This is a genomic window from Streptosporangium oxazolinicum, from assembly GCF_039537505.1.
GTDB lineage: Bacteria > Actinomycetota > Actinomycetes > Streptosporangiales > Streptosporangiaceae > Streptosporangium > Streptosporangium oxazolinicum.
The window spans coordinates 281,905-303,710 of sequence record NZ_BAABAQ010000011.1 but is presented as its reverse complement, the minus strand read 5'-3'; the positions used below and the strand labels follow the sequence as shown (position 1 = coordinate 303,710).

At 71.2% G+C, this 21,806-nt stretch carries 20 protein-coding genes; 12 read left to right on the top strand and 8 right to left on the bottom strand.

Annotated elements, in window-relative coordinates; all coding sequences use genetic code 11:
• The first annotated feature begins 265 nt into the window (after positions 1-265).
• Both ABD817_RS27630 and ABD817_RS27625 read left to right on the top strand, forming a co-directional pair.
• Positions 266-1,072: a DUF3152 domain-containing protein gene (locus ABD817_RS27630; RefSeq protein ID WP_344921091.1), complete on the top strand. Its 807-nt coding sequence runs from the start codon at positions 266-268 to the stop codon at positions 1,070-1,072.
• A 381-nt stretch (positions 1,073-1,453) separates the two neighbouring features.
• A complete protein-coding gene (locus ABD817_RS27625) occupies positions 1,454-2,383 on the top strand; it encodes a DUF72 domain-containing protein (protein ID WP_344921090.1) in 930 nt (309 codons plus the stop codon).
• Positions 2,384-2,504: 121 nt separating this feature from the next.
• Here the strand turns inward: ABD817_RS27625 and ABD817_RS27620 are convergent, their stop codons facing one another.
• From ABD817_RS27620 to ABD817_RS27600, 5 genes are all read right to left on the bottom strand, one after another.
• Positions 2,505-2,777, bottom strand: a complete 273-nt coding sequence (locus ABD817_RS27620) for a WhiB family transcriptional regulator (RefSeq protein ID WP_329079449.1) — start codon at positions 2,775-2,777, stop codon at positions 2,505-2,507.
• Positions 2,778-3,053: 276 nt separating this feature from the next.
• Complete coding sequence (locus ABD817_RS27615) at positions 3,054-4,712, bottom strand: catalase (protein WP_344921089.1); 1,659 nt, start codon at positions 4,710-4,712, stop codon at positions 3,054-3,056.
• A 423-nt stretch (positions 4,713-5,135) separates the two neighbouring features.
• A complete protein-coding gene (locus ABD817_RS27610; protein WP_344921088.1) occupies positions 5,136-6,584 on the bottom strand; it encodes an FAD-dependent oxidoreductase in 1,449 nt (482 codons plus the stop codon).
• 1 nt (position 6,585) lies between these two features.
• A complete protein-coding gene (locus ABD817_RS27605) occupies positions 6,586-7,197 on the bottom strand; it encodes a PadR family transcriptional regulator (protein WP_344921086.1) in 612 nt (203 codons plus the stop codon).
• 264 nt (positions 7,198-7,461) lie between these two features.
• Positions 7,462-8,226 (bottom strand): hypothetical protein, encoded by a 765-nt coding sequence (locus tag ABD817_RS27600; protein ID WP_344921085.1) that lies wholly within the window; start codon positions 8,224-8,226, stop codon positions 7,462-7,464.
• A gap of 283 nt (positions 8,227-8,509) precedes the next feature.
• Here ABD817_RS27600 and ABD817_RS27595 point away from each other — a divergent pair, with 283 nt between their 5' ends.
• The 5 genes from ABD817_RS27595 (at position 8,510) to ABD817_RS27575 (ending at position 12,739) form a co-directional block, all read left to right on the top strand.
• Positions 8,510-9,514, top strand: coding sequence for an AAA family ATPase (locus ABD817_RS27595; RefSeq protein ID WP_344921084.1), 1,005 nt, complete (start codon positions 8,510-8,512; stop codon positions 9,512-9,514).
• Positions 9,511-10,491 carry a DUF58 domain-containing protein gene (locus ABD817_RS27590; protein ID WP_344921083.1) on the top strand — a complete coding sequence of 327 codons (981 nt, stop codon included), beginning with the start codon at positions 9,511-9,513 and terminating at the stop codon, positions 10,489-10,491. Before ABD817_RS27595 ends, ABD817_RS27590 begins: the two co-directional genes overlap by 4 nt.
• Entirely contained in the window at positions 10,488-11,435 is a 948-nt protein-coding gene (locus tag ABD817_RS27585) for a VWA domain-containing protein (protein WP_344921081.1), read from the top strand. Before ABD817_RS27590 ends, ABD817_RS27585 begins: the two co-directional genes overlap by 4 nt.
• A 32-nt stretch (positions 11,436-11,467) precedes the next feature.
• On the top strand, positions 11,468-12,082 hold the full coding sequence (locus ABD817_RS27580) for a class I SAM-dependent methyltransferase (protein WP_344921079.1): 615 nt from the start codon (positions 11,468-11,470) through the stop codon (positions 12,080-12,082).
• A gap of 96 nt (positions 12,083-12,178) precedes the next feature.
• Positions 12,179-12,739 carry a TrmH family RNA methyltransferase gene (locus tag ABD817_RS27575; protein ID WP_344921078.1) on the top strand — a complete coding sequence of 187 codons (561 nt, stop codon included), beginning with the start codon at positions 12,179-12,181 and terminating at the stop codon, positions 12,737-12,739.
• Between the two features lie 13 nt (positions 12,740-12,752).
• On the opposite strand, the gene qcrB is transcribed toward ABD817_RS27575, so the two are convergent.
• Entirely contained in the window at positions 12,753-14,423 is a 1,671-nt protein-coding gene (gene qcrB / locus ABD817_RS27570) for a cytochrome bc1 complex cytochrome b subunit (protein ID WP_344921076.1), read from the bottom strand.
• Between the two features lie 303 nt (positions 14,424-14,726).
• Between qcrB and ABD817_RS27565 the strand changes: the two genes are divergently transcribed.
• From ABD817_RS27565 to ABD817_RS27550, 4 genes are all read left to right on the top strand, one after another.
• Positions 14,727-15,524 (top strand): glycerophosphodiester phosphodiesterase family protein, encoded by a 798-nt coding sequence (locus tag ABD817_RS27565; RefSeq protein WP_344921075.1) that lies wholly within the window; start codon positions 14,727-14,729, stop codon positions 15,522-15,524.
• A 55-nt stretch (positions 15,525-15,579) separates the two neighbouring features.
• Positions 15,580-16,935: an MFS transporter gene (locus ABD817_RS27560; protein WP_344921073.1), complete on the top strand. Its 1,356-nt coding sequence runs from the start codon at positions 15,580-15,582 to the stop codon at positions 16,933-16,935.
• A 148-nt stretch (positions 16,936-17,083) separates the two neighbouring features.
• Positions 17,084-17,428: an RNA polymerase-binding protein RbpA gene (locus tag ABD817_RS27555; RefSeq protein WP_089205581.1), complete on the top strand. Its 345-nt coding sequence runs from the start codon at positions 17,084-17,086 to the stop codon at positions 17,426-17,428.
• 194 nt (positions 17,429-17,622) lie between these two features.
• Entirely contained in the window at positions 17,623-18,468 is an 846-nt protein-coding gene (locus tag ABD817_RS27550) for an isocitrate lyase/PEP mutase family protein (RefSeq protein ID WP_344921072.1), read from the top strand.
• Between the two features lie 23 nt (positions 18,469-18,491).
• Here ABD817_RS27550 and ABD817_RS27545 read toward each other — a convergent pair whose 3' ends face one another.
• Both ABD817_RS27545 and ABD817_RS27540 read right to left on the bottom strand, forming a co-directional pair.
• Positions 18,492-19,694: a PP2C family protein-serine/threonine phosphatase gene (locus tag ABD817_RS27545; RefSeq protein ID WP_344921070.1), complete on the bottom strand. Its 1,203-nt coding sequence runs from the start codon at positions 19,692-19,694 to the stop codon at positions 18,492-18,494.
• 217 nt (positions 19,695-19,911) lie between these two features.
• The gene (locus tag ABD817_RS27540) at positions 19,912-20,172 is read right to left on the bottom strand and encodes a hypothetical protein (protein WP_344921069.1); all 261 of its coding nucleotides are present in this window, start codon (positions 20,170-20,172) and stop codon (positions 19,912-19,914) included.
• A 320-nt stretch (positions 20,173-20,492) separates the two neighbouring features.
• Here ABD817_RS27540 and ABD817_RS27535 point away from each other — a divergent pair, with 320 nt between their 5' ends.
• The gene (locus tag ABD817_RS27535) at positions 20,493-21,794 is read left to right on the top strand and encodes a phosphotransferase (protein WP_344921068.1); all 1,302 of its coding nucleotides are present in this window, start codon (positions 20,493-20,495) and stop codon (positions 21,792-21,794) included.
• Positions 21,795-21,806: the final 12 nt, after the last annotated feature.

The following is a 21,806-nucleotide window of genomic DNA, read 5'->3' as shown; positions in this document are numbered from 1 at the left end:
TTTCCGCTCCACCGCTCCACCCCGGCCCTTCTCCAGACGCCGCATGCGGTTCCCAGCGACATATCACCGCAAACCATCTGTTAAGCCAGCAGAAGTCCTGTTAGGCCCGCGAAACCCCCGATCCGACGGCGGTCGCAGTCTGCGGCCGCCGTCGGCATACCCCCCCAAAGTGCCCCTGCGCTGCCGTCATATGATGGATTTTCTCCTGGTTTGATTAGTTACCGCCAAGGGGCAATAAGGTTTACGGTCTATGTCCAGGAACGAAATGAGACGTGACCCTAAGACCGTTCTGTGGCTTCTCGCGCTGAGCATCGTGGTCACGTTCACGGTCGGCGGAGCCACGGTGCTGAGCGGCCATCTCGACCCCGTTCCCGACAGGCCCGCACCTCCCGACGCCGCCCCGCCCGGGATACCCACGGTGCCCGGGACGCCGACCCCGCCGCCGCAGCCGCAGGACACGGCCGCGCCCACGAGCCCCGCGACCCCGCCACCGGCCAAGAAGCCGCTCCTGCTCGCCAACGGCCGGCAGCAGCCGCTGAAGGTGACGGTGCCCCGGTCGGCCAAGGGCCGCTACGCCGTCGCCCCCGGCGAGGCCGGACCTCCGAGGGGGAGGAAGGGCAAGGTGATCCGGTACATGGTGGAGGTCGAGCGCGGCCTGCCGTTCGAGGTGAAGGAGTTCGCCGCCGAGGTGCACCGGATCCTCAACGACCCGCGCGGCTGGGGGTACCGGTTCAAGCGGGTGGCCCGCGGCCCGGTGACGATCAGGGTCTCGCTGACCAGCCCCGAGACGGCCGACAGGCGGTGCCTGCCGATGCGGACCAACGGCATCCTCTCCTGCTGGAACGGCGGGCGCGCGGTCATCAACGCGGCCCGCTGGAACGGCGGGGCGGCGGGCTACGGCCGCGACGTGGCCTCCTACCGCGAATACGTCATCAGCCACGAGGTCGGCCACGGTCTCGGCCACGGCCACGTGCCCTGCCCGGGACACGGCCGACGGGCGCCGGTGATGCTCCAGCAGACCAAGTCCCTCTACGGCTGCCGCCCCAACCCCTGGCCGTCCCCCCGGCGCTGACCCCGGGCCGCCGGGCTCCCCGATGTTTCGCACGCGCACAAAAACGGCACGTCCGGAGCGGATCGCCCCGCGAGCCGGCGCCGTGACGCGGACACCGAAACCCGTGCGGCGAAGCGTCACCGGGAGGGGGGTTCACCGGCCCTTCCCGGGGCACCCGGTAGGCATGCGGGTGGCAGCCGTCGGCGCGACGGGAGACGTGGGCACGAGCGTGGTGTCCGCCCTCGCGGCCGATCGGTCCGGCCCGCGGGCAGCCGCTCCGTCGCCGTGGCGACCTGGTCGGCCGTGGACGTCGCCACCGGCGGCCCGGCGCCGCCCCCGGAGGGGGCCGTCATCGAACGGAGAAGGCGAGAGGACGTCGGACATGCCAGGAAGGGCGTGAGTATGGGCAGGATCCTTGTCGGTACGGCCTCGTGGACCCACCGGTCGCTGCTGGAGTCGGGCTGGTATCCCGAGGACGCCTCCACCCCGGCGAAACGCCTGGCCTACTACGCGACGAGGTTCCCGATAGCGGAGGTGGACGCCACCTACTACCACCCGCCGTCGCGAAGCACCGCGGAGGCGTGGCGCGACCGCACCCCCGAGGGGTTCACCTTCGACATCAAGGCCTTCTCCCTGCTGACCGGACACCCCACCCGGCCCGCCGCGCTCCACAAGGACGTACGGGAGAGCCTCGGCGCCCCGCCGCAGCGCAACCTCTACCCGAAGGACGTGCCGCCGGAGATCGCCGACGAGGTCTGGCGGCGGTTCCTCGACGCGCTGGAGCCGCTGCACGGGGCGGGCAAGCTGGGGGCGGTGCTCTTCCAGTTCCCGCCGTGGTTCCCGATCGGGGAGGGCAACAGGCGCTACATCCTGGAGTGCGCCCGGCGCTGCGCTCCGATGCGCGTCAGCGTCGAGTTTCGCAACCACACCTGGATGAGCGAGGAGAACCGCGAGGACACCCTGGCCTTCCTCGCCGGGCACGATCTCACGTACGTGGGGGTCGACATGCCCCAGGGGCACACCTCGTCGGTCCCGCCGGTCCTGGCCGCGACCTCCGACCTCGCCGTGGTGCGGATGCACGGGCACTCCGACAGGTGGACCAGCAAGAACGTCGACGAGCGCTTCGCGTACCTGTACTCGGAGGCGGAGCTCGCGCGGTGGGCGGCCAGGGTCAGGGAGCTCGCGGAGGGCACCGAGATCACCCATGTGCTCTTCAACAACTGCTGCGCGGACAACTCCCAGCGCAACGCCACCCGGTTCCGCGCCCTCCTCGGCGATCCCGGGGAGCCCGGTGGATCCGATGAGCGCGGAGGGCCCGGAGGGCCAAACTGATCGAGCGGCCGGGCGGGCCGGACCGCGCGCCGGGCGGGCGCGGCGGAACCGGCGGGCGGGGCGGAGCGGGCGGGCCCGGCGAGGGCCGAAGGGCCGGAAGGCCGGATGACGCGGGAAGCCGCTATCTGACCTGCTGTCTCGCCCTGGTCATGGTGGCCCTGCGCTCCTCAGGAGTGGTGCCTCCCCACACGCCGTACATCTGCTGGGTGTTCAACGCGTACTCAAGGCAGCGCCCGCGTACCGGGCAGCGGCGGCACACCGCCCTGGCACGCTCGTACTGCTCACGGCCCGGTCCCTCGTAGGACACGGGGAAGAACAGCTCCGGGTCCTCGCTGAGGCAGGACGAGCGGCGGGACCAGTGGATGATCGGAATGACGTTGCTCTTAACAGGCATGGCGATCCAATTGGGAGTGGGAACGGCTCAGGTCATGGCGGCTCAGGTTGAGAATCGCGTGCCCGCTGTAATGGCATTCATACCTTTTAAGCGGAAAAATCGGGCGACCTTGACCGAAGATCTCGTCCTTCTCCAAAGACCCTGGTCAGAGGGTGTCCGAGGCGAGTGGATCATCTCTCCGCACCGCCGGGACGCCGTCTCGGCGCGGTGCTCCCCCGCTCACGCCTTCCCACCCCGCCGGGCCGGAGCACGGCTCGCTCCAGCCCGGCGGCGGCTCTATCGCTCCACCCGCGCCCGCTCGTCGGGCACGCAGTGGGTCATCTTCAGGCCGGTCACGTCGCGGGGTCCGTTCTTCCCCAGTCCGGACATCCGCCCCAGGTCCTCCTCGCTCAGGTCCTGTCCTGCCAGCGGCTCCAGGTGGGAGACGTCGTCGGGCCTGATCCCGAGTCCCTCCCCGACCCTGAGGCCGAGATCGTCCTCGACCATCAGGAAGTGCCAGACCATCCGCTCCTGGACCGGACGCGCGGCCTGGGAGAGCATGTCGACGAAGTTCAGCACGAGATCGTCGCGCTCCCACTCCTCCATCAGCAGGTAGCGCTGGCCCGCCTGCGTGTAGTCGTTGGTCCGCGGGATGCGCCTGCGGGTCAACCGCCCCGAGACGACCGGGCCCTGCTCGTCGTGGGTGGGGTACCGCCCCTCCCTGAGCCCTCCGGTGATGGACGGTTCGTAGTTGACGTGCGGGCTCTCGCCCTCCCCGTCGACGTGGTAGGTCATCAGGCCGTCACGCTGGTTGGTGCGCACCTCGGCGTGCTTGGCCTGGTTGACCGGCAACTGCAGGTAGTTGGGCCCCACCCGGTGGCGCTGGGTGTCGCTGTAGGAGAACGTACGGCCCACCAGCATCTTGTCGTCGGAGAAGTCGAGACCGTCGACCAGGACGCCGGTGCCGAAGGAGATCTGCTCGTTCTCGGCGAAGTTGTTGGCCACGTTGCGGTTCAGGACCATCCTGCCGACCGGCATGGGCGGGAACACGTTCTCCGGCCAGACCTTGGTGTCGTCCAGCGGGTCGAAGTCCAGCTCGGGGTGCTCGTCGTCGCTCATGATCTGCACCAGCAGTTCCCACTCGGGGAAGTCGCCGCGGTCGATCGCCTCGTGCAGGTCCTTGGTGGCGTGCCCGAGCTCCTGCCCCTGTACGGCGGCGGCGTCCTCGGCCGTCATGCTGCGCACGCCCTGCTTGGGCATCCAGTGGTACTTGACCAGGTGGGTCTCCCCCTGCGCGTTCACCCACTTGTAGGCGTTGACGCCGAATCCTTGCATATGCCGGTAGTCGGCGGGGATGCCGCGCGGGCTGAACAGGTTGACGATCATGTGCATGCTCTCCGGCGTCTGCGACATGAAGTCGAAGATCCGGCCGGGCTCCTGCCTGAACGTCACCGGGTCCGGCTTGAGCGAGTGGATCACGTCGGGGAACTTGATGGCGTCCCTGATGAAGAAGACCGCCAGGTCGTTGCCGACGAGGTCCCAGTTGCCGTCCTCGGTGTAGAACTTCACCGCGAACCCGCGCGGGTCGCGAGCGGCTTCCGAGGAGTCCCTGCCGCCGATCACCGTGGAGAACCGCACGGCGACGTCGGTCCGCTTCCCGGCCTCCTGGAAGAGCTTCGCCCGCGTGTAACGGCTGATCGGCTCGTCGCCGAGCTTGCCGTAGGCCTCGAAGTAGCCGTAGGTGGTCACCCCTCGGGCGTGGACCACCCGCTCGGGGATGCGTTCGCGGTCGAAGTGGCTGATCTTCTCCAGGAACTGGTAGTTCTCCAGCGTGGCCGGACCCCTCGCGCCGACCGTGCGCTGGTTCTGGTTGTCGTAGACCTGGTGCCCCTGCCGATTGGTCAGGATCGGGCGGTCATCGCCCGGCTGGGGACCCGTGCTCGACACATCCGTCATGGCGACGCTTCCTTTCCCTCCCGCGGTCGCTTCCGGCGCCGATATATATATCGACACACGAACCCCTTATCCGACATAAGGTGCTTTATCGCGATAAGGGAAAGAATCTCCGCAAAAAGAGACGGCGATTTACCTGTGACGGCACCCGCCCGGGAACGCGCTCCCGGGCGGGACATCCGGCGCTCATCGGCCAGATCCCTTCGCCTCACCCCGGCGGTCGTACCGCTCGAGACATGGCAATCGGTCAGACAGCGACAGAGACCCGCAGTGAGGGGCGTGAGAACGGTGAGGTGACCGACGCGACGGCAGAAAGCAGGACAGCGCTTTGGCTGTCGTGCAGCGGCCGCTGAAGGTGCGGGGGATTCGAGCCAGGTTCGTGCATACGATCAACCCGAAGCTGCCCGCCGACGGCAGGCCGCTTTCTCAGCGGCGCGCCACCGCCTTCCCGAGCGGTCCTGTCTCCCCTTCCCCCGCCGCGCCGTCGGTCCACAGGTGACCGAAGCTCATCCGCTTGAGCGGCGGCAGGGTGTCGCACAGGCGGAACCATGCCTTCGCGCCGCGCCGGACGAGAGGATTGCCGGAGATCATGAAATCCGTGAACCTATTGGAAGTGCGGACAGCGCCGAAGCCGTACTCGCGCATCCGGCTCTCGTAGCCGCCGACGGCCTCCGTCAGGGTGCCCAGGCCCCGCTGGAACGCCGCCAGCCTGCTCGCCAGCAGGGCGGCGTCGCGCAGCGCCGTGTTGGCGCCGAAGCCCATCGCGGGCGTCATGCTGTGGATGGCGTCCCCGAGCAGCGTCACCGGCGTCGCGGGCCACCAGCCGACGGGTACCGAGGTCCTGAACGGCATCAACTGGACACTGGCCGGGTCGGCCTCGGCGACCAGGCGGCGCAGGGCGGGGTGCCAGCCCGAGGTCATCGTCCCGGCCAGATCCTTGAGCCCGTCGCCGTCGAGGTCCGCGGCCCCGGCCGGGTAGGTCCCGCGGGGGGCGACGAAGGCCCACAGCACGTAGTCCTGGAGATCGTCGGCCAGGGACCTCAGGTCGAGCCCGAACCCGGCGAGTCCGGCCCCCGGACCGGTGAGATCTCCGTCCCGCGCGGTGAGGCCCGGTCCCCCCGCTGACCGATCGGGACCGCTCTCCCGGCTCTCCCGGGCGAGAAGGCTCTCCGCCCTGCGCCTGCCGTTGAAGGCCGCGGTGAACATGGCGCTCCCGCTCGGCGGCAGGACGAGATTGAGCCCGTCGGAGAGGTTCCGGGGCAGCCATTCGCGAACCCGATCGTCCAGCGGCAGCCGGGCGCCGATCGCGAGCGCGCCGGTGTCGACGCGGCGGGCCCGCGGCAGATACTGCCCGCGTACGCGCGAGCCGGCGCCGTCCGCTCCGACCAGCACGTCCCCGGTGGCCGAGGTGCCGTCGGCGAAGAAGGCGACGATCCTGCCGTCCGGCCCCACCTCGTAGCGCAGGAACGTCTTGCCGTGGTGGACGACGCCCTCCAGCCCGGCCATGAGGAGCCTGCGCAGGGTGGTGCGGCTGACCGCGTACTGGCCGCCGGAGGGGTCGGTGGCCCCGCCGGTCATCACGCTCTCCTCCACGAACACGAGCTCGCGCAGCCGGTGGGTGTGGAAGCCGAAGCCGGGGCCGGGGTGGCCGGAGGTGGCGAGGAACGCCTCCCACAGCGGGCGCGGCAGGCACCGGTGCAACGCCCGGCTGCCGATCTGGTTCAGGTGGATCCGGTAGCCGCGCACCCAGTCGGCGGCGTCGCGCTCGCGCTCGTAGACCTGGACGTTCACTCCGGAGGGCAGCAGTGCCTGGGCCAGTGCCAGGCCCCCGATGCCGCCCCCGACGACGAGGACGTCGAGCGGTTTCACGGGCATGTCAGGCTCCTTCGCCGTCGCCGTTGTCGTTGTCGTTGTCGTTGTCGTCACTGTCGCCGGGGGGCATCCCGGGGGATCCGAGGAGCCGAGGCAGTTCCTCCAGCAGCGTTTCGTGCCAGGCGACCTCCGCCCGCAGGCGGACGAGGGTGTGGTCGAAGCCGAGCGGTTCGAGGCCGCGGAGGTGGGGGGCGGCCACCTCTCTCAGCCGCTGCCAGGTCCGCAGCTCGGCGGTGAGCTTGCGGTGCCGGTCCTCGATGACGGCCCGCAGCTCCCGCTCGCCCATGTCGGAGCTGAGCTGAAGGGCGAGGTCCACGGGATCGGGCCGCAGGCGGGTGTCGCGCAGGGCCGCCTCGCGCAGCGACTCCAGCTCCAGCCCGCCGTCCTCGGTGATCGCGTAAACGGTCCGCGCCGGGAGGTTGCCCTGCTGCTCGGTGCGCACCGTCTCGATCACGCCCTCGGCCTCCATGCGGTGCAACGCCCCGTACAGGGAGCCGACCTTGATGTCGGTCCACAGCTCGGTCCGGTCCGTCTGCGCGCTCTGCCGGATCTGATGACCGTGCATCGGTCCCCGGCGAGCCAGCGCCCCCAGGATGAACAATCGCGTACTGCTCATACGACTACTCAAACACGAGTAGATGAAGGTAGTCAAGAATGAGTACTCGCAAACGAGTAGTCGAACAGGAAAGACCCTGGGAGCCCGCCCAGCGGCTCGCTTCGACCCGACGGGCCGCCTCACCCGGACGGGCGTCCCCTGCAGGAGGGATTCACGCGATCTCCCCGCCTGGACGACCACCGCGCTCACTTCGAGCTCGACAGGCGTATCGGCCCGCGTACGCCAGGACGTTCCCGGGCCGGCATCCCCGGGCAGTGGGCGTTCCTAGATGGGCTCGCCCTCGTTCTCGTCGCCCTCCTGCGGACCCGGCGTGCCCGTCCCGCTCTGGCTCGGCGACGGCGACGGGGTGGGCTGGCCGGGCTCGGGTGTCGTCGGGACCGGCGGCGGGGTCGGGACGAACACCGTGGGCGGTAGCGGCCTCGGCAACGGCTCGAAGTCGTCCTCCCTGCGCAGCAGAAGCCAGACCATCACGGCCAGCAGCACGAGCAGCACGGTCAGCACGACCCCGGCGATGATCACGGACCGGCGGGTCTCGGTCGGCGGCGGGGCGCCCTTGGGCGGCGCGGGCAGCGCGGGCGAGCGGTCGCCCACCCAGTGCGGCGCGAAGTCGGGGCCGTGCTGCTCGCCGATCAGCGTGCCGCTGACCAGCACCGGTTCGAGGAACCGCTCCGCCCCCGCCCTGTCGGGCTCGTACGGCGTGGCCACCCAGGGGGCGCTCCCGCCGTCCATGGCCAGCACCTGCGGGACCGTGTCGGCCACGGCGGTGCGCGCGCGCGTCGCCCTGGCCACCCAGCCCCGTACGCCGGAACGGCTGGCCGTCGCGTCGCGGACCCCGGTGACGAAGCGGTCGCGGGCCGCCGGGTCGAGCGCGGCCCCCTTGGTCAGCACCGCGACCGAGACGGCCCGGCCGTCGGGCGCCAGCCCGAGGTAGACCAGCCCGGCGGGTCCCACGCGCAGGCGGGCCTGCACGACGAAGGGCCCCAGCTGGGGCGGGTCACCGTACTGGAGTGGAGTGGCCACGTCTGACATGAAAGCACACCCGGCCGATCACACCACGCCCCGCGGGTGGCCGGGATCGGGTGCCCGGCGGGCCCTCGGCGCGCGGGATGTCCGGGCCCGCCGCCGGTACGCGGGGGTTCGCCACGCGCCCCAGCACAGGCTCGTGACCCACTCGCCACAGGCTCACCACGGGCCCGCGACCGGCCCGCCACAGGCTCGTGACCGGCCCGCGACCGGCCCGCGACCGGCACTGTCAGGAAATACGGAGTGGGCCCGCCGTGCGAGCCGCCATTTCATTTGATGGAATATCGACATGACCGTCGCCGAAGAACTGCCGAGCGAGACCGACACCGGATTGCTGCGCGACGCCCTGGCCGAAGTCCGGCGGGTCATCGTCGGGCAGGAGCACATGGTGGAGCGGTTGCTCGTGGCGCTCCTCGCCCGGGGCCACTGCCTGCTGGAGGGCGTGCCGGGGGTGGCCAAGACCCTGGCCGCCTCGACCCTGGCCACGGTGGTCGGCGGGGAGTTCGCCCGCATCCAGTTCACGCCCGACCTGGTTCCGAGCGACATCGTGGGGACCCGGGTGTACCACCCCTCCCGCGAGGCCTTCGACGTCGAGCTCGGCCCGGTGTTCGTCAACTTCCTGCTCGCCGACGAGATCAACCGGGCCCCGGCCAAGGTGCAGTCGGCGCTGCTGGAGGTGATGGCCGAGCGGCAGGTGACCCTGGCAGGGGAGACCCACCCGCTGCCGAGGCCGTTCATCGTGCTGGCCACCCAGAACCCGATCGAGTCGGAGGGCGTCTACCCCCTCCCCGAGGTCCAGCGCGACCGGTTCCTGTTCAAGGTCCGCGTCACCCATCCCAGCGCCCACGAGGAGCTGGAGATCCTGCACCGGATGAGCGTGACCCCGCCGACCCCCAGGCCGGTGCTCGACCCCGCGCGGCTGGCAGCGCTGCAGGTCATGGCCGATCAGGTCTCGGTCCACCAGCTCGTCGCCGACTACGTGGTCAGGCTCGTGATGGCCACCCGCTCCCCCGCCGAGTACGGCCTGGCCGAGTTGCAGGAGAACATCGAGATCGGCGTCAGCCCCCGGGCCACCCTCGGCCTGGTCGCCGCGGGACGCGGCCTGGCGCTGCTGCGCGGCCGCGACTACCTGCTCCCCGACGACGTGCGCGACGTGGCGGTGGACGTGATGTCCCACCGGCTGATGCTCACCTTCGACGCCCTGGCCGACGGGATCGACCCCGAGGACGTGATCCGCCAGATCCTCGCCGCGGTGCCGCCGCCGCTGGTCGTCTGGAACCAGGGCCCCCGGTGACCGGTCTCAAGGGCACCGGCGATCTTGACCTGGGCACGGCCGAGCAGGCGTTGCGGCGGCTGGAGCTCACGATCGTCCGGCGCCTGGACGGGCTGCTGCAGGGCGCGCACCAGGGGCTCCTTCCCGGCCCCGGAAGCGAGTTCGGCGACAGCCGGGTCTACGTGCCCGGCGAGGACGACATCCGGCGGATGGACTGGGCGGTGACCGCCCGCACGACCGTCCCGCACGTGCGCGACCTGATCGCCGACCGGGAGCTGGAGACCTGGGCCCTGGCGGACCTGTCGCCCAGCATGGACTTCGGCACCGCCGGCATGGAGAAGCGGGATCTGGTCGTGGCCGCCGTCGGGGCGATCGGCTTCCTGTCGGGCCGGATCGGCAACCGCTTCGGCACGTACGTCCTGCACGACGAGTACGTCCACCGGATGCCCGCCAGGGGTGGCCGCCCGGCCCTGTACGGCCTGCTGCACTCGCTGATGGACGCCCCCAGGGGCCGTGCCGTCGCCGGTGCCCCCGACCTGGCCGAGGCGATCGAGATCCTGGCCTCGGCCCGGCGGCGGCGCGGCCTGCGAGTGATCGTCTCCGACTTCCTCGACCCCGAGCCCACCCTCGATCCCGGCCTGGAGCTGCCCTGGGAGCGGCCGATCCGCCGGCTGGCCGCCCACCACCAGGTGCTGGCCGTCGAGGTGATCGACCCTCGCGAGCTGGAGCTGCCGCCGGTGGGGCTGGTCAGCATGACCGACCCCGAGACGGGGCGGAGCCGCGAGGTCCAGCTCACCCCCAGGGTCCGCCAGGCGTACGCGGAGGCCGCCGCCACGCAGCGGCTGACCAACCAGGTGGCGCTGCGTCGCTGCGGGGTGGCCCACCTGGTGTTGCGCACCGACCGCGACTGGGTGTTCGACATCGCCCAGTTCGTGCTGCGGCAGCGTCGCATGGCACACCTGACCCATCGGCACCCGAGGTCGGGAGCGACACGGTGACCTTCCTCTCTCCGGCCTGGCTGTGGCTGTTCGCCGCGCTGGCGCTGCTCGTGGCGGGCTACGTGGCCGCCCAGTTCGCCCGGCGCCGCTACGCGCTGCGCTTCACCAACCTGCCCCTGCTGACGCTGGTGGCCCCCTCCGGGCCCGGCTGGCGGCGGCACGTGGCCCCGCTGCTGTTCCTCGTCATGATGAGCCTGCTGATCGTGGGCGCGGCCCGTCCCGCCGACTCGGTCCGCGTCCCCCGCGACCGCGCGACGATCATCATCGCGCTGGACGTCTCGCTCTCGATGGAGGCCGACGACGTCCAGCCGAACCGGATCACCGCGGCCAAGGAGGCCGCCCAGAAGTTCGTCGCGGACCTGCCGGAACGCTTCAACGTGGGACTGGTCGCCTTCGCCCGTTCCGCCTCGGTCGTGATCTCGCCCACCACCGACCACCAGGCGGTCGGCACCTCCCTCGGCAACCTCAGCACCCGGGCGGGCACCGCGATCGGCGAGGCGGTCTTCAGCTCCCTGGAGTCGCTGCGCTCCTTCGACCAGCAGGCGGTGACCGACCCGCCCCCGGCCGCGATCGTGCTGCTGTCCGACGGCGACAACACCTCGGGCCGCTCGGTGGCGGAGGCGATCGAGACGGCGATGAACGCGCGGGTGCCGGTCTCCACGATCGCCTACGGCACCCAGGAGGGAACGGTCTCGATCGACGGCCGCGACGTGAACGTGCCGGTGAACAAGGCCACCCTGCAGACCCTGTCGGACGGGACGGGCGGCCGCGCCTACGAGGCGGAGTCGGGCAGCCAGCTGCGGGAGGTGTACGAGCAGATCGGCACCTCGCTGGGCTACCGGACGGTCAACCAGGAGATCACCCAGTGGTTCGTGGTGGCGGCGGTCCTGGCCGGGCTGGTGACCGCCGGGGCGGCCCTGCTGCTGGGGTCGCGGCTGCCCTGAACCGGTCCCGGCCGTTGGTAACGTTCTACGACGTGGCACATTACTTCGAGGAGCGCCCGGAGACCGCGGGCCGTCCCGGCTCGGTCACGCTCGTGCTCCCCGACCTCCATCTGAGGCTGGAGACCGACAGCGGGGTGTTCTCCGCCGAGCGCGTCGACCAGGGCACCCGCATCCTGCTGGAGAGCGTTCCCCCTCCGCCTCGGGGCGGCGACCTGCTCGACCTGGGCTGCGGCTACGGGCCGATCGCGCTCACGATGGCCTCGCGCGCCCCGGAGGCGACGGTCTGGGCGGTGGACGTCAACCGCAGGTCGGTCGAGCTGTGTGCGAGAAACGCCAGGGCCGCCTCCCTTGACAAAGTAAGGTCGATGCATGTCGACGAGGTCCCGCCAGAGGTGCGCTTCTCCGCCATCTGGTCCAATCCGGCGATCCGCATCGGCAAGGCCGCGATGCACGAGATGCTGACCCGCTGGCTGTCGCGCCTCACCCCGGACGGCGTCGCCCACCTGGTGGTCCAGAAGCATCTCGGCTCCGACTCCCTGCAGCGCTGGCTGAACGAGCGGGGCTGGCCCGCCGAGCGCGCGGCCTCCCGCTCCTCGTACCGGGTCCTGCGGGTGGGGGCGCGCCCGGAGGCGGACCCCGCGCCGTGAGCGCTGTGGGCGCTGTGGGCGAGGCACGGTCACCGTGAGAAGAGCGCGGAACGAACGCGGAACGAGCGAAGGACGACGAGGAACGGTGAACGACCGATGACGGCGAACCCGCGCAGGCAGCTGCGCCCGACCGATGTCAAACGCCTCAACCGCACCTGGCGGAGGAACACCGAGGGGCGGCTGGCCCTGATCCTGGAGTCGGTGACCGGCCCCTTCAACATCGGTTCCGTCTTCCGCACGGCCGCCGCCTTCGGCGTGGAGCGGATCTGGCTGGCGGGCAACGCCACCCCGCCGACCAATCCCAAGGCGCAGAAGACCGCGCTGGGCACCGACAGGCTGGTGGCCTGGGAGGGGCCGGTCCCCGTCCTGGAGGCCGTACGGGCTGCCAAGGAGGACGGGTTCGCGGTGGTCGCGGTGGAACTCACCGGCGACGCGGTGCCGCTGTCCGAGGCCAAGCTGGGCGGGGACGTGTGCCTGGTGGTGGGCAGCGAGGACCACGGGTGCTCCCCCGCGCTGCTGGAGGCCGCCGACGGCGTCTGCTACATCCCGCAGGTCGGCCGGGTCGGCTCCTTCAACGTCGCGGTGGCGGCGGCGATCGCGGTGGCGGAGGCCCGCCGCCAGGAGTGGTCGGGCAAGGTGCTGCCGCCCGGGGAGTGACGGCCCCGGCCGGTCACGGCCCCCTGTTCTCGTCCGTTCCCGGGCCGACGGCCGCGCGCCCGGCCCGGTCACGCTCCTCGCGCTCGCCGTGGCCGTCGTGGCCGTCGTGATCCCGGCCGCCGTCGAGCGGGACCTTCTCGCCGCCGTACGCCCTGCTCATCATGGCGCGGAGCCTGCGGAGCGGGTGGTGCCCCTCGTCGTGCGACGGAATGCCGTCCTCGGCCCTCCCCTCGATGACCGGGATCGGCTCCTTGCCCCGCACCTGGGCCTCGATGGACTCCAGGGGCGGGACGTGGACCTCGATGTACTCCCCGGTGGGCCGGCGCTTGATCACACCGGTCTCCACGCCGTGGTCGAGGGCTTCGGCGTCGCGGCGCTGCAGGCCCAGGCAGATCCGGTAGGTGACGAAGTACGCCAGGGCCGGGCCGAGGAAGATCAGGAACCGGCCGGTTATGATCATCACGTTTATCGAGAGGTGGAAGAACGCGGCGATCAGGTCGTTGGAGGCCATCAGCCACAGGACGCCGTAGAACGTGATCGCCGACACGCCGATCGCGGTGCGGTGCGGGTTGTTGCGGGGGCGGTCGACGACGTTGTGCTCGCGGCGGTCCCCGGTGATCCACCGCTCGGCGAACGGATACAGGATCAGGCCCACCAGGATGATTCCTATCGGGACCAGCGCCGGGACCAGCACGCTCATCGGCAGTGTGTGGCCCAGGACGTTGATCTCCCAGGAGGGCATCAGGCGTAGCGAGCCGTCCAGGAACGCCAGGTAGAAGTCGGGCTGGGTGCCCGCCGAGATGTCGGACGGCGTGTAGGGGCCGTACAGCCAGATCGGGTTCATCTGGGCGAAGGTCCCCAGTAGCGCGACGAGGCCGAAGGTGAACATGAAGTAGGAGCCCGACTTGGCCATGAAGGAGGGATAGGTCGGCGCGCCCACCACGTTGTCGTTGGTGCGGCCCTTGCCGGGCATCTGCGTGTGCTTCAGCACCCACGTCAGGATCAGGTGGGCGGTGATGAGCGCCACCAGGATGCCCGGGATGAGCAGGATGTGCATCGAGTAGAACCTCGGGATGATGTCCTCGCCCGGATACTCGCCGCCGACCAGGAGGAAGGAGAGCCAGGTGCCGACCAGCGGCAGCGAGAGCAACACGCTCGCGGTGATCCGCAGCCCGGCGCCGGAGAGCAGGTCGTCGGGGAGGGAGTAGCCGGTCAGGCCCTCGAACAGGGCGAGGGCCAGCAGCAGCACGCCGATCACCCAGTTCAGCTCGCGGGGCTTGCGGTAGGCGCCGTTGAAGAACACCCGGAGCATGTGGACCATCATGCCGCCGATGAACAGCAGGGCGGCCCAGTGGTGCATCTGCCGCATCAGCAGGCCGCCGCGCACGTCGAAGTTGATGTCCAGCGAGGAGGCGTACGCCTCGGACATCAGGACGCCCCTGAGCGGCGCGTAGGCGCCGTTGTAGGGGACCTCCTCCATGCTGGGGTTGAAGAAGAAGGTCAGGAACGTGCCGGTCAGCAACAGGATGACGAACGAGTAAAGGGGGATCTCGCCCAGCAGGAACGTCCAGTGGTCAGGAAAGATCTTCCGCATGTTCCGTTTGAGGAACTTCGCCGCGCCGAGGCGCTCGTCGAGGAAGACGCCCGTGTTCTCCAGGCGTCCGGGAGTGCGTCCCGTGCTCATGCGCGGCCTCCGTTCTCACGGACCCCGACCTCGACGTCACCTCCCCCCTCGGAAACCGGAACCGGAAACCGGGCGGAACGGCGGGGCCCGCCATGGACAACCAGGTATCTTCCATCATCCACGACAACGGACAAACCAGGGCAAAGTTCCGCCCTAGATCCGTTGGCGCCGGGTCCGCCGCCGACGACCCCGTGGATACCGTCCGCACACCGCCGCGTCCTATCCCCGTGCCAGGGCCTTGTGATCCAAACGTTCACCTGCCCGCGATGACGCGCCCGGCCCGCAGGGGGCATACTCCTGCACGTGCAACGCCGTTACGCCTTCCTCGACCACCCCGGCCCCCTGCCCTTCGCGCACCGGGGTGGCGCGGCCGAAGGCAGGGAGAACACCTTCCCCGCCTTCGAGCGGGCCGTCGAGCTTGGTTACACGTACCTGGAGACCGACGCGCACGCCACCGCCGACGGGGTGCTGCTCGCCTTCCACGACCACACCCTGGACCGGGTGACCGACCGCAGGGGCCGGATCGCCGAGCTGCCGTACCGGCTGGTGCGCGAGGCGCGGATCGGCGGCGTGGACGAGATCCCGCTGATGGAGGACCTGCTGGGCTCGTGGCCCGAGGCGCGCTTCAACATCGACGTCAAGGAGTCGGCGGCCATCGCGCCGCTCGCCGAGACGATCAGGCGGACCGCCTCCCACGACCGGATCTGCCTCACCTCCTTCTCCGAGGAGCGGCTCGCCAGGGCGCGCGCCGCGATCGGCCGCGAGGTGTGCTCCTCGCTCGGCCCGCGCGGCGTGGCGACCCTGCGCGCCGCCGCCACCACCTCCGGGTACGGCCGCCTGCTCGCCCGCCTGGTCCGCGCCGGGGTGCCGTGCGCGCAGGTGCCGGTCGGCTTCCGCGGCCTGCGGGTCACCACGCCCGCCCTGGTCCGCACGGCGCACGCGCTCGGCATGCAGATCCACGTGTGGACCGTCAACGACACCGGGGTGATGGGACGCCTGCTCGACCTCGGCGTGGACGGCCTGATGACCGACAACATCTCGGGGCTGCGCGGCGTGCTGGAGTCCCGTGGCCAGTGGTATCCGGGCCGCCTCGCCGCGTGAACCACGCCCGCCCCCGTCCCCTCACCCCCGCCCCCCGACACACCGAGGACCGCCCATGACCTCCGAACAGGTCGTCGAGGACTCCCCCCAGTCCCGACGCCGCGAGCAGCGCGGCTGGTACTTCTACGACTGGGCGAACTCCGCCTTCCCGACCACCATCCTGACGGTCTTCCTCGGCCCGTACCTGACGACGATCGCGGAGACCGCCGCCCAGGGACGCCCGTACGTGGACGTGATCGGGTTCGACGTGCGGCCCAGCGCCTACTACTCCTTCGTGGTGGGCTGCGCGGCCATCCTGCAGATCATCCTGATGCCCATGGTGGGCGCGCTGGCCGACCACACCGGGCGCAAGAAGGAGCTTCTCGGCCTCTTCGCCTACCTCGGCGCCGGGGCCACGGTCTGCTTCTGGTTCGTCGCCGACGGGCGCTACCTGCTGGGCGGCGTGCTGTTCCTGGCGGCCAACGTCGCCTTCGCCGCCGCGTTCGTGGTCTACAACTCGTTCCTGCCGGAGATCGCCACCGCGGACGAGCGTGACAAGGTCTCCGCCAGGGGGTGGGGCTTCGGCTATCTCGGCGGCGGCCTGCTGCTCGCCCTCCATCTGGTGCTCTTCCTCTACCACGAGTCCTTCGGCGTCACCGAGGGCGAGGCCGTGCGCATCGCCCTGGCGTCCGCGGGCCTGTGGTGGGGCGGGTTCACGATCATCCCGCTGCTGCGGCTGCGCAACCGGCGGGCGATCCCCTCGGGTGCGCAGAGCACGGGCCAGGCCGTGACGGGCAGCTTCCGCCAGCTGGGCCGCACGATCAGGGAGCTGCGCCGCTATCCGCTCACCCTGGGCTTCCTGGTCGCCTATCTCATCTACAACGACGGCGTGCAGACCGTCATCTCCTTCTCGGCGACCTACGCCGACAAGGAGCTCGGGCTGGACCAGGACGTGCGGATCCAGGCGATCCTGATGGTGCAGTTCGTGGCCTTCTTCGGCGCCCTGCTGCTCGGCCGGCTCGCCGCCTCGTACGGGGCCAAGCGGGTCGTGATGGTCGCGCTGATCGCCTGGATCGCGGTGGTGGCCGTGGCCTACTTCCTGCCCACGGGCGCGAAACTGCCGTTCTTCGCGCTGGCGTTCGCGATCGCGATCGTGATGGGCGGGACGCAGGCCCTGTCGCGGTCGCTGTTCTCCCACGTGATCCCGAAGGGCAAGGAGGCGGAGTACTACAGCCTGTACGAGATCAGCGACAAGGGCTCGACGTTCCTCGGCTCGTTCACCCTCGGCCTGGCGCTCCAGCTGACCGACAGCTATCGCCTGGGAATCATCTCTTTGGTGATCTTCTTCGTGCTCGGTTTCGTGCTGCTCGCCCTCATCGACCTGCCCAAGGCCATCAGGGCGGCCGGGAACGAGGTGCCGGAACGCATCTGAGCGCGCCTCGAAAAAAGGGTCCTCCACAGACCGGGTCAAGAACGTGCGATTGGATCACCCTGTCTGTGGGAATCCACACACGGTACCAAGCGTTGTACGCCGTGGGAGACGAACCCCTCACGACGGGGCCCTCAGGAGGCATTCAGACATGGGCGAGCGTGCGCTACGCGGCACCAGACTCGGGGCGACCAGCTACGAGAACGACCGCAACACCGATCTGGCCCCGCGCCAGGAGGTGTCCTACACCTGCCCGAAGGGCCATCGATTCGACGTTCCGCTCGCCGCCGAAGCCGAGATCCCGGCGACCTGGGAGTGCCGCATGTGCGGCGCGACCGCCCTCCGGGTCGACGGTGAGCTGCCGGAGGCCAAGAAGGCCAAGCCCCCGCGAACGCACTGGGACATGCTGCTGGAGCGCCGCACGATCGAGGACCTGGAGGAGGTGCTCAACGAGCGCCTGGCGATTCTACGCGCCCAGCGCCGCAAGAGCGCCTGATCGATTCGAGGAGATGGAGACCCCCGGCCCCGCGAGGGCCGGGGGTCTCCGTTTTCCCCTCCGGTTTCGGAGGATCGTCTCCGGTTTTGGAGGATCATCCGGCTCCTCCCCGGCGGCCGGGAGGGAAGTGGCTCAATTGATTGGCACGGAATTGGCCCTTAAGGTCGGTCCGCTTCCCGCCTAGGGTCGCTCCCATGACCACTTCGACCCCTTCGACCCCTTCGACCAGCGCGGGCTCCGGCGGCACCGCGCCGGCGGCGGCCCGCGAAAGAGCCTCGGCGCTGCGGGCGCTGCACGTACCCGGCCGCCCGCTGGTGGTGCCCAACGTCTGGGACGCCGCGTCGGCCCGCGCCGTCGAGGCGGCGGGCTTCCCGGTGATCGCCACCGGCAGCGCCGCGATCGCCCCGGTGCTCGGCTACGACGACGGCGAGAGGACACCGGTCGAGGAGATGCTGGCCGCGATCGCCAGGATCAGCCGCTCGGTCGGCCTGCCCGTCACCGCCGACATGGAGCGCGGCTACGGGCTGGAGCCCGCGGAGCTGGTCGAGCGGCTCGTCGCGGCGGGGGCCTCCGGCTGCAACCTGGAGGACTCCGACCCCCGTACGGGCGCGATGGCCGACACCGACGAGCAGGCCGCCTTCCTCGGCGCCGTCAGGGCCGCCGCGACCGGCGCGGGCGTGGACCTGGTGATCAACGCCCGGGTCGACACCTACATCCACGGCACGGGGGACGCCGGGGAGCGGCTGGCCGAATCGGTGCGGCGGGGGCGCCGCTATCTGGAGGCGGGCGCCGACTGTATCTATCCGATCTTCGCGGCCGAGGCGGGGGCCGTCCGCGCGCTGATCGAGGGTATCGAGGGGCCGGTCAACATCCTGTTCCGCCCCGGCGCTCCGTCACTCGGCGAACTGGCGGCCCTCGGGGTGGCCCGCGTGAGTTTCGGCCACGGCCTGCACGAGGCCGTGCGGGCGTACGCGGCCCGGATGCTCGCGGCGATCCGGGACGGCGAGAGCCCCTATCCTCCCGGGCTTCCCGCCCCCTGACCCGGTAGGCGCCCGGCCCCGGCTCAGAGGCACAGCTCCCGCTGGCCGCCCCCGCGCCACTCCACCAGCAGGACGGTCGCGTCGTCCTGCAGCCTCCCGTCGTGATACTCCAGCACGCTGCGGATCAGGCGGCGCAGGGTCTCCGGTACGGGAAGGCCGTCGGCGCCTCGGCGGATGATGAAGTCGACGAGGCGCTCCAGGCCGAACTCCTCGCCCACCCGGTTACGGGCCTCGGTCATGCCGTCGGTGTAGAGGAGCACGCGGTCTCCGGGCTCCAGCTGCTCCCTGCACAGAAACACGGGCAACCCGAGGCCGAGCCCCATCGGGTGGGCGGGCGGGCACCGCAGGGTGGTGACCCAGCGCCCTCCCCTGATCACCACCGGGGGGTGGTGGCCGCGGTTGACCCAGGTGAACACGCCGGTACGCATGTCCAGGTTGGCCAGGACGGCCGTGGCGAAGCGGTTGCCCACCCCGAACTCCTTGATCAGCACCTCCTCGATCCCCTCACTGACCACGACCAGGTCCTCGTTCCGGCGGCGGCGGTTGCGGCAGGCGGCCACCGCGAGGTTCGCGGTCAGCCCCGCGGACGCGTCGTGCCCCATCGCGTCGAAGACGGCCAGGTGGACGGACTCGCCGGACAGCGCGTAGTCGAAGGCGTCGCCGCCGAGTTCGTAGGCCGGTTCGAGCGCGGCGCCGATCACCACCTCCGCGTTGGCGAAGGTGAGCGACGGCAGCAGGTTCCACTGCATCTCGGCGGCGACGTTCATCGGCCGGGTCCGCACCAACCGGGCGTAGGAGTCGCTCTGGGAGCGCTTGCTCACCAGCAGCAGCGCCATCATGGACGCGAGATGCCTCATGTCCTCCTGGGCCCGTTCCACGTCGGCCTCCGGCCGGACGCTGAGGCGCAGCACCCCGAGGCGTTCGGTGCCGTCGAGCAGCGGCACCCACCAGCGGCCCGGTTCGTCTCCAGAGGGGGACCTGAACAGGACGCGCACCTCCTGGAAGGCCCGTCCCGCCAGCGTCCCGTCGATCCGCAGCTCGCTCTTCTCCCGCTCCGTCTCCTCGTCGGCGCCGTGGCCGGCCAGCGGGCGCAGCACGTCCTGCTGCAGGTCGGCCAGGTGGATCAACGCGTCGTACAGGCCGACGTGGGCGGCGTGCTCCTCGACGAGGGCCGGGAGATCCTCCACCGCGCTCAGATGGCTCGCCTCGGCCAGTCCCGCGAGCATTCTCGCGCGTCCCTCGCGGAATCTCCCTCCGGCGCTCCCGCCGTCCTCGCGATTCCCACTCGTTCGCGGCACAGATGGCATGGATCCGTCCACGGCCACTCCTCGACAGTTCCGGCTCCATCGGGCGGCGAACACGAGCGGCGCATCCGGCGCCCTTCCAGAGGCTCCTACCCCCGTCCGGGGGGTTGACCCGGTCCCCGTCCCGGCGATCGGCGGGTCACCACTCGTCGGCGGGCAGGTCGACGCCGCCGACCCGGTCGTAGATCACCGTCCCGTCGGACAGCCTGACCACGCGCACCCTCCTGGCGAGCCCGGTCGTCTCCAGGTCACGGGCCAACCGCACCGCGTACCTCGGGAAGTGGTAGCGGTCGCGGGTGTTCCCGTGTGGCTCGTCACGCTCACAGACGACCTCGTAGCGATCCTCGGGCCATATCGGAGGCGGTGGCGTCTGCCGTCCTCGACCGGCGAGCCTGATCATCGGCCCGCCTCCTCTCCTGGGGTGTTCACGTCAAGTGAGCGGAACAGTCATCGCGTGACCGTTTTGAGCATTCTCAATCACCCCATTATGGCCATTCGGAACTTGAGAACCGTAAGGTGAGGGCCCTTTGTCGTGATTGGCCGGTCAGCCAGTCGCGGCACGGGCCATCCCACGATCGCCCCCGCCCGCCGTTCGAAGGCCACGGCCCCCGGCGCCGCCCCGCCGTCCCTCTCGGGCCCGCATCGGGCCCGCATCGGGTCCGCATCGGGTCCGGTGAAAACCCGTGGCACCGGTGGCCTCCCTGACGGCACACTGCCCCCGTGAGCGAAGCAGCGGGCCGTACGGTGAGCGCCCTCGTGACGGCGGGCGCCGAGTGGCTGGGGACGGTCGGCCCCTTCCCGGTGGCCGATCCCTGGTGGGCCGAGGTCGGATCGGTCGTGACCCACCTGGAGGGCGTGCTCGGTGCGCCCGTGGTGGTGCTGCGCCTGGTCGACGCCGAGGACGGCGGCCACGGCCCCCGCGACGGCCACACGACCTACCACGTCGAGGCCCTGAGCCGCCCCACGTCCGGCCTCGTCCTTCTCCGTCCCGGCGCCCCGGACGCGACCGGCGGGCCGTCCGCCCTCGAAGGCCCGGGAGAGGCTGGAGCGCTGGGAGAGATGGCGGGCGCGGTGGCGCACCGGGCGGAGTGGGCGACGGCGTCGGGGGTGCGCGAGGCACTGGGCTGGGCCGAGGCCGCGCTGCGCGAGGCGGGCAGGCCCGCCGAGGGGCCCGCGCGGCAGGTGAGGACCTGGAACCTGGCGGGGCTGTTCCGCATCCCCACCCGCCCGGGGCCGGTCTGGCTGAAGATCACTCCCGGTTTCGCCGCCGACGAGGCCCACGCGATCGGGATGCTCGCGGCGGAGGATCCCGGCCTGGTTCCCGCCGTCGTGGCGGCCGACACCCCGAACCGGCGGATCCTCCTGGAGCACGTGCCCGGCGGCGACTGTCACGGGGCGCCGCGGGAGATCGTCGCCGAGGCGGTGAGCCGCCTGGCGAGGGCACAGGCGGCCCTCGCCAAGCACGGGGGTGGCGGGCTGCCCGACGGGCTTCCCGACCGTACGCCCTCGGCGCTGGCGGCCTCGGTGGGCGGGCTGCTCGACGGCGAGGCGGCCGGCGACCTGGACGCCGGGGAGTTGCTCCTGGCCCACCGGCTCGCCGACCGCCTGCCCTCGCTGGTCGCCGCGCTGGAGTCATGCGGCCTGCCGTGCACGCTGGTGCACGGCGACTTCCACCCGGGCAACTGGGTGTCGGGGCCGCGCGGCCCCGTCGTGCTGGACCTCGCCGACAGCCACTACGGCCACCCCGCCCTCGACGGGCTGCGGCCCCGCGACTTCCTGCCCGCCGGGCGCTGGGAGGCGGCCGCGGCGGCCTGGTGCGAGACGTGGGCGGCGGCCGTCCCCGGTGGCGACCCGGCCCGCGCGCTGATCCTGGCGGAGCCGCTGCAGCACCTCTCGTACGCCGTCCGCTACCAGGAGTTCCTCGACAACATCGAATCCAGCGAGCGGCGCTACCACGAGGGCGACCCGGCGCAGGCCGTCCGCGCCGCCGTGGCCGCCGCCGAGGCGATCGGCGTCCTCTGAGGAGGCCGTTGA